The sequence below is a fragment of the uncultured Thiothrix sp. genome, assembly GCF_937873765.1.
Classification (GTDB): Bacteria; Pseudomonadota; Gammaproteobacteria; order Thiotrichales; family Thiotrichaceae; genus Thiolinea.
On the sequence record NZ_CALMZC010000060.1, the window covers coordinates 15563 to 29626 of the forward strand.

General features: G+C 46.5%; 13 protein-coding genes. 10 read left to right on the forward strand and 3 right to left on the reverse strand.

Going from position 1 to position 14064, the window contains the following annotated elements:
* Window positions 1–42 precede the first annotated feature (42 nt).
* Window positions 43–1041 carry a tRNA dihydrouridine synthase DusB gene (gene dusB, locus Q0307_RS17730; protein ID WP_298662480.1) on the forward strand — a complete coding sequence of 333 codons (999 nt, stop codon included), beginning with the start codon at window positions 43–45 and terminating at the stop codon, window positions 1039–1041.
* Here the strand turns inward: dusB and Q0307_RS17735 are convergent.
* Both Q0307_RS17735 and Q0307_RS17740 read right to left on the reverse strand, forming a co-directional pair.
* A complete protein-coding gene (locus Q0307_RS17735) occupies window positions 1030–1779 on the reverse strand; it encodes a response regulator transcription factor (RefSeq protein WP_298662482.1) in 750 nt (249 codons plus the stop codon). The genes dusB and Q0307_RS17735 overlap by 12 nt on opposite strands.
* Entirely contained in the window at window positions 1772–3757 is a 1986-nt protein-coding gene (locus Q0307_RS17740; RefSeq protein ID WP_298662485.1) for a PAS-domain containing protein, read from the reverse strand. Before Q0307_RS17740 ends, Q0307_RS17735 begins: the two co-directional genes overlap by 8 nt.
* Before the next feature lie 200 nt (window positions 3758–3957).
* Here Q0307_RS17740 and Q0307_RS17745 point away from each other — a divergent pair, with 200 nt between their 5' ends.
* Both Q0307_RS17745 and Q0307_RS17750 read left to right on the forward strand, forming a co-directional pair.
* Window positions 3958–4464, forward strand: a complete 507-nt coding sequence (locus Q0307_RS17745) for a TerB family tellurite resistance protein (protein ID WP_298662487.1) — start codon at window positions 3958–3960, stop codon at window positions 4462–4464.
* Between the two features lie 129 nt (window positions 4465–4593).
* Entirely contained in the window at window positions 4594–4911 is a 318-nt protein-coding gene (locus tag Q0307_RS17750) for a hypothetical protein (protein WP_298662489.1), read from the forward strand.
* 68 nt (window positions 4912–4979) lie between these two features.
* On the opposite strand, the gene Q0307_RS17755 is transcribed toward Q0307_RS17750, so the two are convergent.
* Window positions 4980–5444 carry a hypothetical protein gene (locus Q0307_RS17755; RefSeq protein WP_298662491.1) on the reverse strand — a complete coding sequence of 155 codons (465 nt, stop codon included), beginning with the start codon at window positions 5442–5444 and terminating at the stop codon, window positions 4980–4982.
* 200 nt (window positions 5445–5644) lie between these two features.
* Between Q0307_RS17755 and Q0307_RS17760 the strand changes: the two genes are divergently transcribed.
* The 7 genes from Q0307_RS17760 to Q0307_RS17790 all read left to right on the forward strand — a co-directional run bounded on the left by Q0307_RS17760 (window position 5645) and on the right by Q0307_RS17790 (window position 13949).
* Window positions 5645–7588, forward strand: coding sequence for an AMP-binding protein (locus tag Q0307_RS17760; protein ID WP_298662493.1), 1944 nt, complete (start codon window positions 5645–5647; stop codon window positions 7586–7588).
* Complete coding sequence (locus tag Q0307_RS17765; protein ID WP_298662495.1) at window positions 7588–8388, forward strand: ABC transporter ATP-binding protein; 801 nt, start codon at window positions 7588–7590, stop codon at window positions 8386–8388. The genes Q0307_RS17760 and Q0307_RS17765 overlap by 1 nt, the downstream gene beginning before the upstream one ends.
* A gap of 12 nt (window positions 8389–8400) precedes the next feature.
* Window positions 8401–9402 carry a branched-chain amino acid ABC transporter permease gene (locus Q0307_RS17770; protein WP_298662497.1) on the forward strand — a complete coding sequence of 334 codons (1002 nt, stop codon included), beginning with the start codon at window positions 8401–8403 and terminating at the stop codon, window positions 9400–9402.
* A gap of 3 nt (window positions 9403–9405) precedes the next feature.
* Window positions 9406–10482 (forward strand): branched-chain amino acid ABC transporter permease, encoded by a 1077-nt coding sequence (locus Q0307_RS17775; protein ID WP_298662499.1) that lies wholly within the window; start codon window positions 9406–9408, stop codon window positions 10480–10482.
* Between the two features lie 25 nt (window positions 10483–10507).
* Window positions 10508–11803, forward strand: coding sequence for an ABC transporter substrate-binding protein (locus tag Q0307_RS17780; RefSeq protein ID WP_298662501.1), 1296 nt, complete (start codon window positions 10508–10510; stop codon window positions 11801–11803).
* An 80-nt stretch (window positions 11804–11883) separates the two neighbouring features.
* A complete protein-coding gene (locus Q0307_RS17785) occupies window positions 11884–12696 on the forward strand; it encodes an ABC transporter ATP-binding protein (protein WP_298662503.1) in 813 nt (270 codons plus the stop codon).
* Between the two features lie 14 nt (window positions 12697–12710).
* Window positions 12711–13949, forward strand: coding sequence for an AMP-binding protein (locus Q0307_RS17790; protein ID WP_298662505.1), 1239 nt, complete (start codon window positions 12711–12713; stop codon window positions 13947–13949).
* Window positions 13950–14064: the final 115 nt, after the last annotated feature.

The window sequence follows — 14064 nt, forward strand, 5'->3', positions numbered from 1 at the left end:
CTGGACTCGAATCGCGTCTAGAAGCTGATACACTGAGCCGCTATGAAAATTGGCCCTTACACTTTAAGCAATAATTTGATTGTGGCGCCCATGGCTGGCGTCACTGACCGTCCTTTCCGTAGTCTTTGCAAACATTTCGGCGCGGGGCATGCCATTAGTGAAATGATGGCCTCCGACATGACCTTATATGCCCAAAAGAAGTCGATGTTTCGCGCTAATTTCGAAGGAGAGCTTGCCCCTATTTCTGCACAAATCGCTGGTTCTGAACCTGAACAAATGGCAGAAGCGGCGCGCTATCAAGTCGCGAACGGCGCACAAATTGTAGACATCAATATGGGTTGTCCCGCGAAAAAAGTCTGTAAGCGTCTAGCGGGTTCGGCTTTATTGCAAGATGAAGAGTTAGTCGCCCGCATTTTAGATGCCGTGGTTGCAGCCGTTGAAGTACCCGTCACCTTAAAAACTCGCTTAGGCTTTGCGAATGGGCAAGAGAACATTTTAAGAGTTGCACAACGGGCTGAACAAGCGGGTATTGCTGCTTTAGCTATTCATGGCCGTACTCGTGAACAAATGTATACAGGCGAAGCGTGCTATGAACTCATTCGTGAGGTCAAGCAACTTCTGAAGATTCCTGTGATTGCGAATGGAGATATTGATAGCCCTGTCAAAGCTAAACAGGTCTTAGAGCAGACTGGTGTCGACGCTTTAATGATCGGTCGCGCTGCTCAAGGTCAGCCGTGGATTTTCAGAGACATTGCGCATTACCTAAAAACAGGCAAGCATTTAGCTCCCCTTAGGTTTGAGGAAATTCGCGCAGTAGTAGTCCAACATTTAGCGGATTTATATGCTTTTTACGGCGAGTATTCAGGCTGTCGGATTGCACGCAAGCATATCGCTTGGTACACGACAAGCTTGCCGAATAGTAATGCGTTTCGTGCTGCTATGTATGCAGAAGAATCTACCGCTGCTCAGTTCAAAGCCGTAGAAAAGTATTTTTTAGAATTACTTAATCAAGCCGAAAATGTACAAGATTTAGCTGCTTAGTTGCGGGCCACGCACTTTTTCTACCGCTTGAGTTAGCATATACCCACCGCCACGTACGGTTTTAAACAGACTCTGCTCATCCTCAATCGGTAGCTTCTTCCGAAGCTGCCCAACACGCACATCGATAGTGCGATCAAAGGGTGCGGCATCGCGCCCACGTGTTTGCTGCATTAGATAATCACGATTTAACACTGTCTGTGGATGCTTGACGAAGACTAAGAGTAGGTCAATTTCAGCAGGCGATAAATCAATCAGTTCTTGGTGAATATTACGGACTTCGCGTAATTTGCAATCGAGTGCATAGCCAGCAAATCGATAGCAACTAGTTTCAAGTTTAGGCGTGTGTTTAAATCGACCTAAACGCCGTAAGACAGCATTAGAACGAGCATGCAGTTCACTGATGGCAAAAGGCTTCGGCATATAATCATCAGCACCACCATTTAAGCCATGTAAGCGTGCATCAAGATCATTTTCTATGGTGAGCATAATCACGCCTGCTTGATGCGAAGTTTTAATTTCATCGAGTAGCACAAATCCATCTTTACCGGGCAAATGTACATCTAGAAAAACAATATCAATCGTCTCAGTATTCAGTACTGCATGCATTTCTTCGCCAGACGCTGCGCAATGCACGACCATACCGTGCTTTTCAAAATAACGCTTAACGAGCGAGCGAATACCTGGCTCATCATCGACAATTAGAATTTGATTGGGTGTAATGCCTAATGATTCAAGCATGCTCCGCCTTCAACAGCTCCTGCAGTTTGTGAGCTAGTTGATTGCGCATAAAAGGTTTACGCAGTAAGTGTTGCTCACTCAAAGTTGACTCCACCTGTTCGCTGTAGCCGGTCATGCACAGCACTTTGGTTTCAGGATAGTCTTGTCGAATCCGTGAGTAAAGCTCTAAACCGCTAATAGAGCCGGGCATAATGATATCTGTCAACACTAATTGATACTGCTTAGTCTGCTGAAGCTTTTCCCACGCAAAATCGCCATTTTCAGCTAGATCGACCACATAACCCATTTTGTGCAAAGCACGCTGCACAAATTGTCTAACCCCCACATCGTCTTCTACCAATAAAACTTGTGCCTGCTGACCATTCTGCTTTAAGCGTAGTCGGCGCTGCTGCTGTTGGGTCGGTGTTTCCTGTACCACCGGAAAAATTAAGCGAATCGTCGTGCCTTCCCCCAAGCGCGAGCGAATCTCAATCCCCCCCCCAGATTGTTTCACAAAGCCATACACCATACTCAAACCTAAACCAGTACCCACCCCGGCTGGTTTAGTCGTGTAGAAAGGCTCAAAGGCACGGCTAATAGTTTCTGCAGTCATCCCTTCCCCTTCATCACGCACGCTGAGCATTAAATACTCACCCGCGGGCAAATCGGTGAAAGAGTTAGAGTTGGCTAATTTTCGATACAGTTCTGTGCGAATAATCAAACGACCACCGCGCGGCATCGAATCACGTGCATTAAGGGTTAGATTTAACAGGCTAGTTTCAAGCTGATTGCGATCAACTAACACAGGTGGCAAGCTCTCCGCTAGTTGCTTTTGCAAATAAATGGTTTCACCCAAAGTACGTTGCAAAAGTACACTGAAATCATCCACTAACTCACACACATTCGTAGCTGTCGGCTTTAAAGCTTGGCGGCGGGAGAAGGTCAACATACGCTGAATTAATTCACTGCCACGTTGAGCTGCTTGCAGACTACATTGCACCGCTTCACGCATTTCCTCTAAATCTAACTCTTCATCCTCCTCGAGGAAATTAAGATTGCCTAAGATAATCGTAAGGAGATTATTAAAATCATGTGCCATGCCACCCGTTAAACGCCCAAGGGCTTGCATTTTTTGCGATTCAACTAATTCGCGTTGTGTCTGTTTGTATTCCGTCAGATCCTGCCCAAGGAAGAAATACCCAAGCATTTGCCCTTGTTCATCAAAATGCGGAATAAAAGAAATGGAAACATCCAGTGGGCTACGTCCTTTACGGCCCAACACATATTCGGTTTGAACTTCTTTGCCTTGCTGAACGGCATCTACATCTTTATGAAATTGTTCGAGATTACGATTTTCCACCAAATCAAAAATAGAAGTTCCGAGTAATTGACTACGATTCAGGCCAAACCACTCTTCATGCATATGATTGATAAATTGGTAATTATCATTTTTATCCACATAGGCAATTAAAGCAGGAACAGCATCAGCAATCTGGCGAATCCAAAGCTCACTTTTCCGCAAAGCATCGGCGGTTTTGCGATGCGCTTCGCTTTCTAAACGATATTCTTCGGTACGTTGCTCGACGCGACGCTCTAAGTCTAACTCGACCATGCGCTGCTGAGTCACATCAGTATAAGTAGTGACAAAGCCACTATTATTCGGTAAAGGATTACCACGGACTTCAATCACTGTTCCATCAGGACGCACTCGGTCAAACACATGCGGTGCAAAAGTACGCGCCAGCCGCATTCGTTCAGCGACGATCTCATCAATATGACCTTCACCATATTCACCCCGCTCTGCATTAAAACGAAATATCACTTCAATGGATAGACCCGGTTGTGCAAAGGCTTCAGGCAGTTGTAGCAAATCGAATAAGCGCCGATTCCACGCTAATAGGCGTAAATCTTCGTCAAAGACGGAAATGCCCTGATCTAAGTAATTCAGAACATCCAGCGTTAAAGCTCTGTGGTTCCCAAGGATAGTTTCTGTACTCATGCTTCTTAGTATTGCGCAGTAGCTACTGCGATGGGAGTAACTTTACCTTTGGTTTACAAATTAGCTGGATTAATTTTTCATCACCTCAGTGCAGGATAGAAAGACCATGCCGCTAACTGGGGTTTTATTGGTGTTCAACTGATTAGCTGTTAACCTGCAGGCCACCGGTTTAATGAATAATCTAAATAAGGAGAAGAGTTATGGGACTGTTTGATATGTTTAAAGGCGATACGGGTACGCAAATGACCCCTCATTTGGCCTTCGCAACCTCCCTACTGTATATGATGTCTGCTGATGGCGAGATGGATAATGAAGAAGTCGGTCACTTGCTATCTGTTTTAGGGGGTAGTGATGATGGTCATGGCAATATTGGGGTGGGCGCTAATAATAAAGCACTGCTCGACAACGCGATGAAATATCGCCGCAAAAACTCCATTGAAACCTTCTTGCAAGAAGCCACGCCTTTACTCAGCGATGCACAGAAAATGTGTATTCTAGTCAACCTGATTGATTCATCCTTAGCTGATGGGCAACCTGAACCAGAAGAGCAAGCACTGTTCGGTAAAGTGATGCAGGCTTTTGGTGTGAGTGAAGAACGCTTCCGGCCTTTCTTTGAAGTGATCATGTTGAAACATGATCGTTCAGTATTCGTGAACCAAAGTCATCCAAGCAATCAGCCTGGCTTCAAAGTTCAACTTTCAAACTAAGCTAAATGTCTTGAAGGCTGGCGCTGTCCAGCCTTCGAACTGCTCAGATTACAGTTAGATAACCTCTAGTTCGGTTTAGGGAAGGCGAGTAGAATTCCTAGCACTTGTCCCTCAACTGGATTGATTTCAATGCTACAACTCAACACAGCTAAGTTTTTGGGTTTATTGCTTTTACCAAGTCTGCTTTTGGCAGGCTGTACTACCACTGCTAAGATTACTGAACCACCGACTGAAGAAGATAAAGCTTGGGCAATGAACATACCCGGCCAAGCACATACCCATATTGTGCGCCTACCCGGTTGCTCCAATAAATTACTCACCTTTACGCATGTACATCGCCCTGATCAAAACGAAACAGATACAGGCACTGCAGTGAAACTGCATAAGCATAATGGTTGTTTCCAATGCCCACCCAAGAAAGCTGGGGTAAAACGCATTCTGCATTAAACGCCATTATTTTGCACAGTCGTTAAGTAGCCTCAAATATTAGGCTACTTAAGTCTTAGATCGGTAGCTTATTTCTTAAACTTCATTACTACCTTACTGCGGGTGCTGGTCACCGCATAGTGATAAGTTGTTACATACTTACTCGCTGTTTGATAACCGACCACATACGAAATGACACCCTCAAATTGTCCAGTACGTTTGACATCCTTCACTTGGGTTTTCGGCAGATGCAATAACTCTGGAATCGTGCACATCCAATATACCGCAGGAAACATGACTTGCTTAAACTTGACGCCTGCCACAGGCACTGGATCATCACTAGGATCAAAAGTAAAAGGCGGCGATTTAGAGGCGACTTGATAAGTGGGATTTGTAGTCTTTAGATCGAAAATCACATATTCATATAAACCTGCAGGACTGGTATTAGTGATACGGGTAATTGAATTAGTCGCTGTGCAAGCAGTTGCTGAGGCTAAGCTTGGCAGTAGAGCACTACTGGTCACCAATGCTAAGGCTAAAAATGAGATACGCATAACCAGCTCCCTCCGTTTTGGCAATTTCCATGTTTATTCAGAACTTGGTTAATGAGCTTAGTTCCCTTTAAGTTTCAGCTGGAAGCTTTAATGCGCTAATAAACTGTGCTTACTTTTACATTAGCTTTACAAACTAAACTTGGACACTCCCCTCCTTTAGCTTTAGGATAAAAATAGGAATCAGGTGGAGGAGGAGTCGCGTGGATCACCAAAGTGATACTTTCCCTAAATTGCTAAATGATAATGCTCAACGCTTTGCTAGCCGTGTAGCGATGCGTGAGAAAGATTACGGTATTTGGCAGTCGTGGACTTGGGCACAAATGCGAGAAGAAATTGTCGCTTTAGCTAATGGTCTGGCGGCACTCGGCTTTCAACGCGGTGATAAGCTAGCCATTGTTGGCTCTAATCGCCCCCGCCTTTACTGGGGTATTTGTGCAGCTCAATGTTTAGGCGGTATCCCCGTTCCGGTCTATCAAGATTCAGTGGCTGATGAAATGCAGTATGTACTTGAACATGCTGAAGCTAAGTTCGTCATTGCTGAAGACCAAGAGCAAGTTGATAAGATGCTAGAAATTCAGGAGCGTTGTCCGAATATGCATCATATCATCTATGATGATCCACGGGGTATGCGCTCTTATCGGCATGATCATTTACACGATTTTACTGAAGTACAAGCGCTTGGGCGTGAGTTTGTCAAAGAGCATCCTGAGTATGTGAATCAAGAGATCGCAAAAGGCCAAGGCAGCGATATTAGTATTTTTCTTTACACTTCAGGCACGACGGGTAAGCCAAAAGGTGTAGTCATGACTTATGACAATATCATCATGACTGCACGTAATAGTGCTAACTTCGACAAGCTCACCCAATACGAAGAAGTTTTATCTTACTTACCAATGGCTTGGGTTGGCGACCATATCTTCTCCTATGGTCAAGCCTATGTAGCAGGCTTTTGTATCAATTGCCCTGAAAGTGAAAGCACTATCTCCACGGATTTGCGCGAAATTGGTCCTACTTATTATTTCGCGCCCCCGCGTGTCTTTGAAAATATCCTCACCACAGTCACCATCCGCATGCATGACGCTGGCAAGCTTAAACAGCGTATGTATAACTACTTTATGGATGTAGCACGCAAGACGGGCGTAAAGATCCTCAATGGGGAATCGGTGGGTTTCTCAGACAAACTTTTATATAGCTTAGGCAATGTTTTGGTGTATGCACCATTGAAAAACACCATGGGCTTTAGTCGAATTCGCTTGGCCTATACTGCGGGTGAAGCGATTGGCCCAGAGATTTTCGATTTCTTCCGCTCTTTAGGCATCAATATCAAACAGCTTTACGGTCAAACCGAAGCCGCAGTCTTCATCACTATGCAACCCGATGGACAAATCTTTGCCGATACCGTTGGTGTACCTGCGCCTGGTGTCGATGTGAAAATTGCTGAAAATGGTGAGGTCATCTATCGTGGCCCCGGTGTTTTCCACAGCTATTACAAAAATGAGCAATCCACTCGTGAAACCAAGAATACAGAAGGTTGGGTGTTCACCGGTGATGCGGGTTATTTTGCTGAGAATGGTCACTTAAAAATTATTGATCGGATTAAAGATGTCGGTCGTTTCAATGATGGCTCGATGTTTGCACCAAAATATATCGAGAATAAGCTGAAATTCTTCCCACATATTAAAGAAGCCGTCGCTTTTGGGCATGAAAGAGACTACTGCACTGCTTTTATCAATATTGACTTAGAGGCGGTTGGTAACTGGGCAGAACGGAATAATGTGCCTTATGCCAGCTATCAAGAATTGGCGGGGAATCCACAAGTTTACCAAATGATGTTGAAGAGTATTGAAGAGGTGAATCGGAGTCTAGCCAGTGACAAACTCTTGTCCAATTCGCAAATCCATCGCTTCTTGATTCTGCATAAAGAACTGGATCCAGATGATGGGGAATTGACCCGGACGCGTAAAGTACGGCGGCGGATTATCGCTGAAAAATACGGGGTCTTAATTGATGCCCTATATAACGGCTCGAAACAATGCTTCATCCGTACTGAAGTGACCTTTGAAGATGGGCGCAAAGGTGCGATTGAAGCGAATTTGCATCTGATGGATGTACCGACCTTTACACCGGTGAAGGAGGCTGCGTAATGGCTGAACCGACGCAAGACGGACGCAAAATTGGCGGTACTTTGCTCGAAGTTAAAAACATCACTCTCTCTTTCGGTGGTGTGAAAGCACTCACGGATATTAGCTTCGATATTAAAGAAGGTGAAATTCGCGCCATTATCGGCCCGAATGGTGCTGGTAAAAGCTCAATGCTCAATGTTATTAGCGGGTTTTACCATCCACAACAAGGCGAGGTCTGGTTCCGGGGTCAAAAACGTGCCTCTATGCGCCCTTATGAAGTGGCACGGCAAGGTATTGCCCGTACCTTCCAAAATATTGCGCTATTCAAAGGCATGTCGACCCTCGACAACTTAATGACGGGACGTATCACACACATGCATAAGAATCTGTTCTGGCAGGCTATATGGAAAGGCCCGGCTGAGCGTGAAGAAATTGCGCATCGTGAACGGGTTGAACACATCATTGATTTCCTTGGGATTCAAGCCATCCGTAAAACCCCCGTCGGTCGCTTGCCCTATGGTTTGCAAAAGCGGGTTGAACTCGGACGCGCCCTTGCTGCAGAAGCCAAATTATTGCTGCTCGATGAGCCAATGGCGGGCATGAATCTGGAAGAAAAAGAGGATATGTGCCGCTTTATTTTAGATGTGAACGATGAGTTCGGGACTACGATTGCCTTGATTGAGCATGATATGGGGGTCGTTATGGATCTCTCGGATCGGGTAGTCGTGCTCGATTATGGCAAGAAGCTAGCGGATGGTACACCGAATGAGGTACGCAATGACCCAGCGGTGATTGAAGCTTATTTAGGTGTGGGGCATTAAGGAAGGGTTGCGATGAGTCCAGAATTATTGAATGTCCTTGAAGTTATGCTCAATGGTCTGCTAGCAGGGGTCATGTACTCGCTAGTCGCCTTGGGGTTTGTACTGATTTATAAGGCATCTGGTATTTTTAACTATGCACAAGGGGTCATGGCATTGTTCGCCGCCCTAACACTAGTCGGTTTCCAAACCGGACAGATACCATTTGCTCATGTCATCAATACCATGTTCGGCACACATGTAGAGACATGGGGGCCGGGTGTACCTACTTTTCTCGCTATTATCCTAACTATAGGTGTGATGGTGTTGTTTGCTTATCTGGTAGAACGAGTGGTACTGAAACACATGGTCAACCAAGCACCCATCATCTTGTTTATGACCACGATTGGCTTGGCGTATTTCATGGAAGGTTTTGGTGACCTGATGTGGGGTGCTGATATCAAGACAATGGATGTAGGCTTGCCCTCAGGTGCTTCAACTTGGTTTGAAACTACCACCGCAAGCTGGGCAGCCGAAGGCTCGAATTATCCTGGTATGTATGTTGATATGCTGGACGTCTCAGCAGCGGGGATTGCGATTTTGCTGGTAGTGGTATTGACCCTATTTTCACAGTACACCAAGACCGGACGTGCTTTACGTGCAGTCGCGGATGATCATCAAGCGGCTCTCACAGTAGGTATTTCCTTACGCACTATTTGGGTCATTGTCTGGTCCATTGCCGGTTGTGTAGCCTTGGTTGCTGGAATCATGTGGGGTGCAAAATCTGGAGTACAGTTCTCCTTATCCCTGATTGCACTCAAAGCCTTGCCTGTCTTGATTCTGGGTGGCTTCACGTCTATTCCCGGGGCGATTGTGGGTGGTCTGATCATTGGGGTTGGTGAGAAGCTATTTGAGTACTCCATCGGTGGGATGTTGGGAGGTGCAACCGAAAATTGGTTTGCCTACGGATTGGCATTGTTCTTCCTGATGTTCCGCCCGCAAGGTTTGTTTGGCGAACGCATTATTGAGAGGGTTTAATCGATGCTTTACCGTGAGTCGGGTGATTTCAAAACCTCGTATAGTGCAGACCAGCAGACCTTCCCGATCCGTCTGGATCGACACATGGTGTACGGTATTCTAGCGTTTGCCTTTTTAGTGGTTCCCTTTCTAATCAATGATTATTGGGAAAAATCGGTGCTCTTGCCCTTCCTCGTTTGGGCGATGGCCGCCCTCGGTTTGAATATACTGACTGGATTTTGTGGTCAGGTGAGCTTAGGAACCGGTGGTTTTATGGCGGTGGGCGCCTATGCCTGCTATAAGTTAATGGTTGCTTTCCCTTGGTTGAATATGTTCGTCGTAGTGATTCTGGCGGGCTTGATTACTGCCATGGTCGGCGTGCTGTTTGGTTTGCCAAGTTTGCGGATCAAGGGCTTTTATTTAGCGGTAGCGACTTTAGCCTCCCAATTCTTCCTGATTTGGTTATTCAACAAAGTGCCTTGGTTTTATAACTATTCCGCATCCGGCATGATTGCTGCCCCAGAGCGTACCTTATTGGGTATCCCAGTCACTGGAGCGGAAGCCCCACCATGGATGACCTATCTGTTTTGCTTAACTTTAGTAACAGTCTTTGCCTTCATTGCTCATAATCTAGTGCGGGGGCGGATTGGGCGCTCGTGGATGGCTATCCGTGATATGGACATTGCTGCTGAAATTATTGGTGTCCCCCCCTTAAAAGCCAAGCTATCAGCCTTTGCCGTTAGTTCTTTCTATATCGGTATGTCCGGAGCCATGATGTTTGCTTTGTATTTGGGATCTGCCGAACCGAGCGATAGCTTCGGTATTGCCAAGTCGTTCTTAGTGCTATTTATGATCATTATAGGTGGGCTAGGCAGTATCCTTGGCTCCTTTTTGGGTGCTGCTTTTCTGACTCTGCTGCCAGTGCTATTGAAGAATATTATGGTGGGTGGGTTCGGCTGGCCTCCTGATTTGGCAGCACATCTTGAACTTTTGTTGATTGGCGCGCTGATCATGTTTTTCCTGATTGTTGAGCCACATGGGTTGGCACAGTTGTGGCGCGTGACGAAAGAACGCCTACGTCTGTGGCCCTTCCCGCATTAATGTTTTATCTGGAGGAGAGAAACTTATGAAATTGAAAAAAATGGGGATCGCCCTACTGGCAGCCGGGTTAATGGCAAGCTCAGTACCGGCAATGGCTGATCTGGTCTTCCCAGCACTCAGCTATCGTACTGGGCCATTTGGTGCGAATGGTGCTGAAAATGCAGATGGTTATTTAGACTATTTCGCCCTCCTTAATGAGCGCGATGGGGGTATTGGGGGCATTAAGATACAAACGCCTGAATGTGAAACAGAATACAAGCCCGAGAAAGGCGTTGAGTGCTACGAGTCCACGAAGGGCAGCGGTGCACTGTTATATCAACCCTTGTCAACTGGGATCACCTATCAGTTAATTCCTAAAGTGACTGCCGACAAGATTCCGATGCTGACTCCCGGTTACGGGCGCACCTCATCTGCGAATGGTAAGGTATTTGAGTATGTGTTCAACTTCCCAGCTAACTATTGGGATGGTGCATCGGTTGGTGTTAAATATATCCTCGACCAAGAAAAAGGTGACCTCAAAGGTAAAAAGATTACCCTGCTCTATCACAATTCTGCTTACGGTAAAGAGCCTATCCGTACTTTGGAAGAATTGTCTAAGAAACATGGTTATACCTTAAAAACCATCCCGGTTGACTCCCCCGGGCAAGAGCAAAAATCTCAGTGGTTAGAAATCCGCCGTGACAAACCAGACTACGTATTGATGTGGGGCTGGGGGGTCATGAACCAAGTGGCTATCGGCGAAGCAGCCAAAATGGGTTTCCCAATGGATCATTTCATTGGTATTTGGTGGGCAGGCTCTGAGAACGATGTCAAACCAGCAGGCGAAGGTGCCAATGGCTACAAAGCTTTGACTTTCCATGGTGTGGGTAAAGACTTCCCTATCTTCAAAGATATTGAAACTCACTTAGTGGCTAAGGGTAAAGCGACCAATGGCGGCAAAAACATCGGAACGGCCTTATACAACCGTGGTTTGTACTTTGCTATGTTAGCCGCCGAAGCAGCCGCTACTGCTCAGAAAATTCACAACACCAAAGACTTGACGGGCGCACAAATGCGTGACGGCTTGGAAGCACTGAAACTAGATAAAGCCCGCTTAGAAGCACTGGGTTTACCTAATTTCGCTCCAGAAGTTACGATTTCCTGTGAAAATCATGGTGGTTCTGGCTTGGTCGCCGTGCAGCAATGGGATGCTAAAGCCGGTGCATGGAAGTTAGTATCTGACTTTATGCCATCAGACCGTGAAATCATTGATCCTCTGATCAAAGCCGACTCTGAAGCCTTTGCAGCGGAAAATAAAATCACGCCACGTGAATGTAAATAAGGCTTAGGCCTGATTCTCCCTCCGTATTGTTTCGGTCAAATACGGAGGGAATCTTAGCAACTCCCTACTGACGGACAGCCATGACGACAGAAAACTCAATGCTCAGTATCAAGAATATTGAAGTGATTTATGATCACGTCATTCTGGTACTTAAAGGGATCTCGCTAGAAGTACCCAAAGGCGGGATAGTGGCGTTATTAGGTGCGAATGGGGCTGGGAAAACCACCACCATTAAATCGATCTCGAATATCCTCAAAACCGAGCGCGGTGAGGTCACTAAAGGCTCGATTGAGTTTGAGAGCCAGCGCGTGGAAGATTTATCACCTAATGATCTCGTCAAACGTGGCGTCGTCCAAGTCATGGAAGGGCGTCATTGCTTCGAACATTTAACCGTCGAAGAGAATTTATTGACCGGTGCTTATATTCGCAAAGATGGGCGTAAAGCCGTCGCGGATGATTTAGAAATGGTTTACAGCTACTTTCCGCGCTTGAAAGTACGCCGCAAAAGCCAAGCGGGCTATACCTCCGGTGGGGAACAGCAAATGGTAGCGGTTGGGCGTGCCATGATGTCGCGTCCTAAATTGATTTTACTCGATGAGCCTTCGATGGGTTTAGCCCCACAACTGGTTGAAGAGATTTTCACGATTGTGCGCACTCTCAATCAGAAAGAAGGCGTGACTTTCCTCTTAGCTGAGCAGAATGCCTCGATTGCCCTGCGCTATGCCACCTATGGCTATATTCTCGAAAACGGACGGGTGGTGATGGATGGAGCAGCCACTGATCTCTCCTCCAATGAAGATGTTAAAGAATTCTATCTCGGCCTGAGTGGAGGCGATAAGAAAAGCTTCCGCGATGTGAAACATTATCGTCGGCGTAAGCGTTGGTTGGCTTAAAGGGAGGATGCTGCGTGAGCCAATACTATGATGCATTAGAAACACGCGATGCTACCGAACGTGAAGCAGCCTTGATTGCTGCGGTCGCCAAACAGGTGGCGCATGCAAAAGCACATGCTCCTGCTTATAAGCAATTACTCGCTGAAGTACAGCCTGAAGCGCTGACTTCCGCTGCTGCGCTTGCTACTTTACCAGTCACCCGTAAATCAGACTTATCTGGATTGCAAAAAGCAGCTCCGCCCTTTGGAGGCTTAGCCGCGATTCAAGGGGCAGCACTCACGCATATTTTCGCCTCCCCCGGTCCGATTTATGAACCCGGCTCTATTCACCGCCCTGATTTTTGGCGTTTGGCACGTGCTCTACATTGTGCAGGCTTTCGCCAAGCTGATTTAGTACACAATACATTCTCTTATCATCTCACCCCAGCAGGCATGATGATGGAAAGCGGCGCGCATGCGCTGGGTTGTACCGTCATTCCAGCCGGAGTGGGGCAAACCGAACTTCAACTGCAAACCATTGCAGATTTAAAACCAAATGCTTATGTGGGTACGCCCTCTTTCTTAAATATCTTGTTAGATAAAGCTGCTGAACTCAGTATCGATATTAGCTCAATGACGCATGGCCTAGTCAGTGGGGAAACTTATCCACCCGCTTTCCGCGCTAAATTTGCGGAGCGCGGAATCACTTGCTATCAAGCTTATGCTACTGCTGATTTAGGCTTAATTGCTTATGAAACCGAGGCTGTGCAAGGCTTAGTGGTCGATGAAGGGATTTATTTAGAAATCGTCCGTCCCGGTACGGGTGATCCCGTGTCTGAAGGTGAAGTGGGTGAAATTGTCGTCACCAATCTAAATCCTGATTACCCCCTGATTCGCTTTGCAACGGGTGATCTCTCGGCCATTATGCCCGGCCAAAGTCCATGTGGACGTACTAATAAACGCATTCGCGGTTGGATGGGACGTGCTGATCAAACCGCGAAAGTGCGTGGCATGTTCATTCATCCTTCGCAGGTAGATAAAGTGATTAAGCGCCATCCGGAAATTGCCAAAGCCCGCTTAGTGGTGGAATGGCGTGATCAAGCTGATCAACTCAGTTTACAGTGTGAAACCGCCTCGCCAAGTTCAGACTTAAGCCAAGCGATTGCCGCGAGTATTCGCGATATTTGCAAACTGCGCGGTGAAGTGAAATTTGTTGAGTTGGGTAGCCTTGCCAATGATGGTGTGGTGATTAGTGATATTCGTCAGTACGACTAAAGTTTAAGACCGCTTATGTTTTAGCCGACCACACGGACTCAATGCAGCCAAATGATGATGGCGAGCCTTGCTGGAGTTGAATGCGCATGTTCCCTCCTCACATGCGTCGCCGGTT

Excerpts from the sequence above, each read along its gene's own strand:
- dusB (WP_298662480.1), top strand. The coding sequence starts at position 43 with ATGAAAATTGGCCCTTACACTTTAAGCAATAATTTGATTGTGGCGCCC.
- Q0307_RS17735 (WP_298662482.1), bottom strand. The coding sequence starts at position 1,779 with ATGCTTGAATCATTAGGCATTACACCCAATCAAATTCTAATTGTCGAT.
- Q0307_RS17740 (WP_298662485.1), bottom strand. The coding sequence starts at position 3,757 with ATGAGTACAGAAACTATCCTTGGGAACCACAGAGCTTTAACGCTGGAT.
- Q0307_RS17745 (WP_298662487.1), top strand. The coding sequence starts at position 3,958 with ATGGGACTGTTTGATATGTTTAAAGGCGATACGGGTACGCAAATGACC.
- Q0307_RS17750 (WP_298662489.1), top strand. The coding sequence starts at position 4,594 with ATGCTACAACTCAACACAGCTAAGTTTTTGGGTTTATTGCTTTTACCA.
- Q0307_RS17755 (WP_298662491.1), bottom strand. The coding sequence starts at position 5,444 with ATGCGTATCTCATTTTTAGCCTTAGCATTGGTGACCAGTAGTGCTCTA.
- Q0307_RS17765 (WP_298662495.1), top strand. The coding sequence starts at position 7,588 with ATGGCTGAACCGACGCAAGACGGACGCAAAATTGGCGGTACTTTGCTC.
- Q0307_RS17770 (WP_298662497.1), top strand. The coding sequence starts at position 8,401 with ATGAGTCCAGAATTATTGAATGTCCTTGAAGTTATGCTCAATGGTCTG.
- Q0307_RS17775 (WP_298662499.1), top strand. The coding sequence starts at position 9,406 with ATGCTTTACCGTGAGTCGGGTGATTTCAAAACCTCGTATAGTGCAGAC.
- Q0307_RS17780 (WP_298662501.1), top strand. The coding sequence starts at position 10,508 with ATGAAATTGAAAAAAATGGGGATCGCCCTACTGGCAGCCGGGTTAATG.
- Q0307_RS17785 (WP_298662503.1), top strand. The coding sequence starts at position 11,884 with ATGACGACAGAAAACTCAATGCTCAGTATCAAGAATATTGAAGTGATT.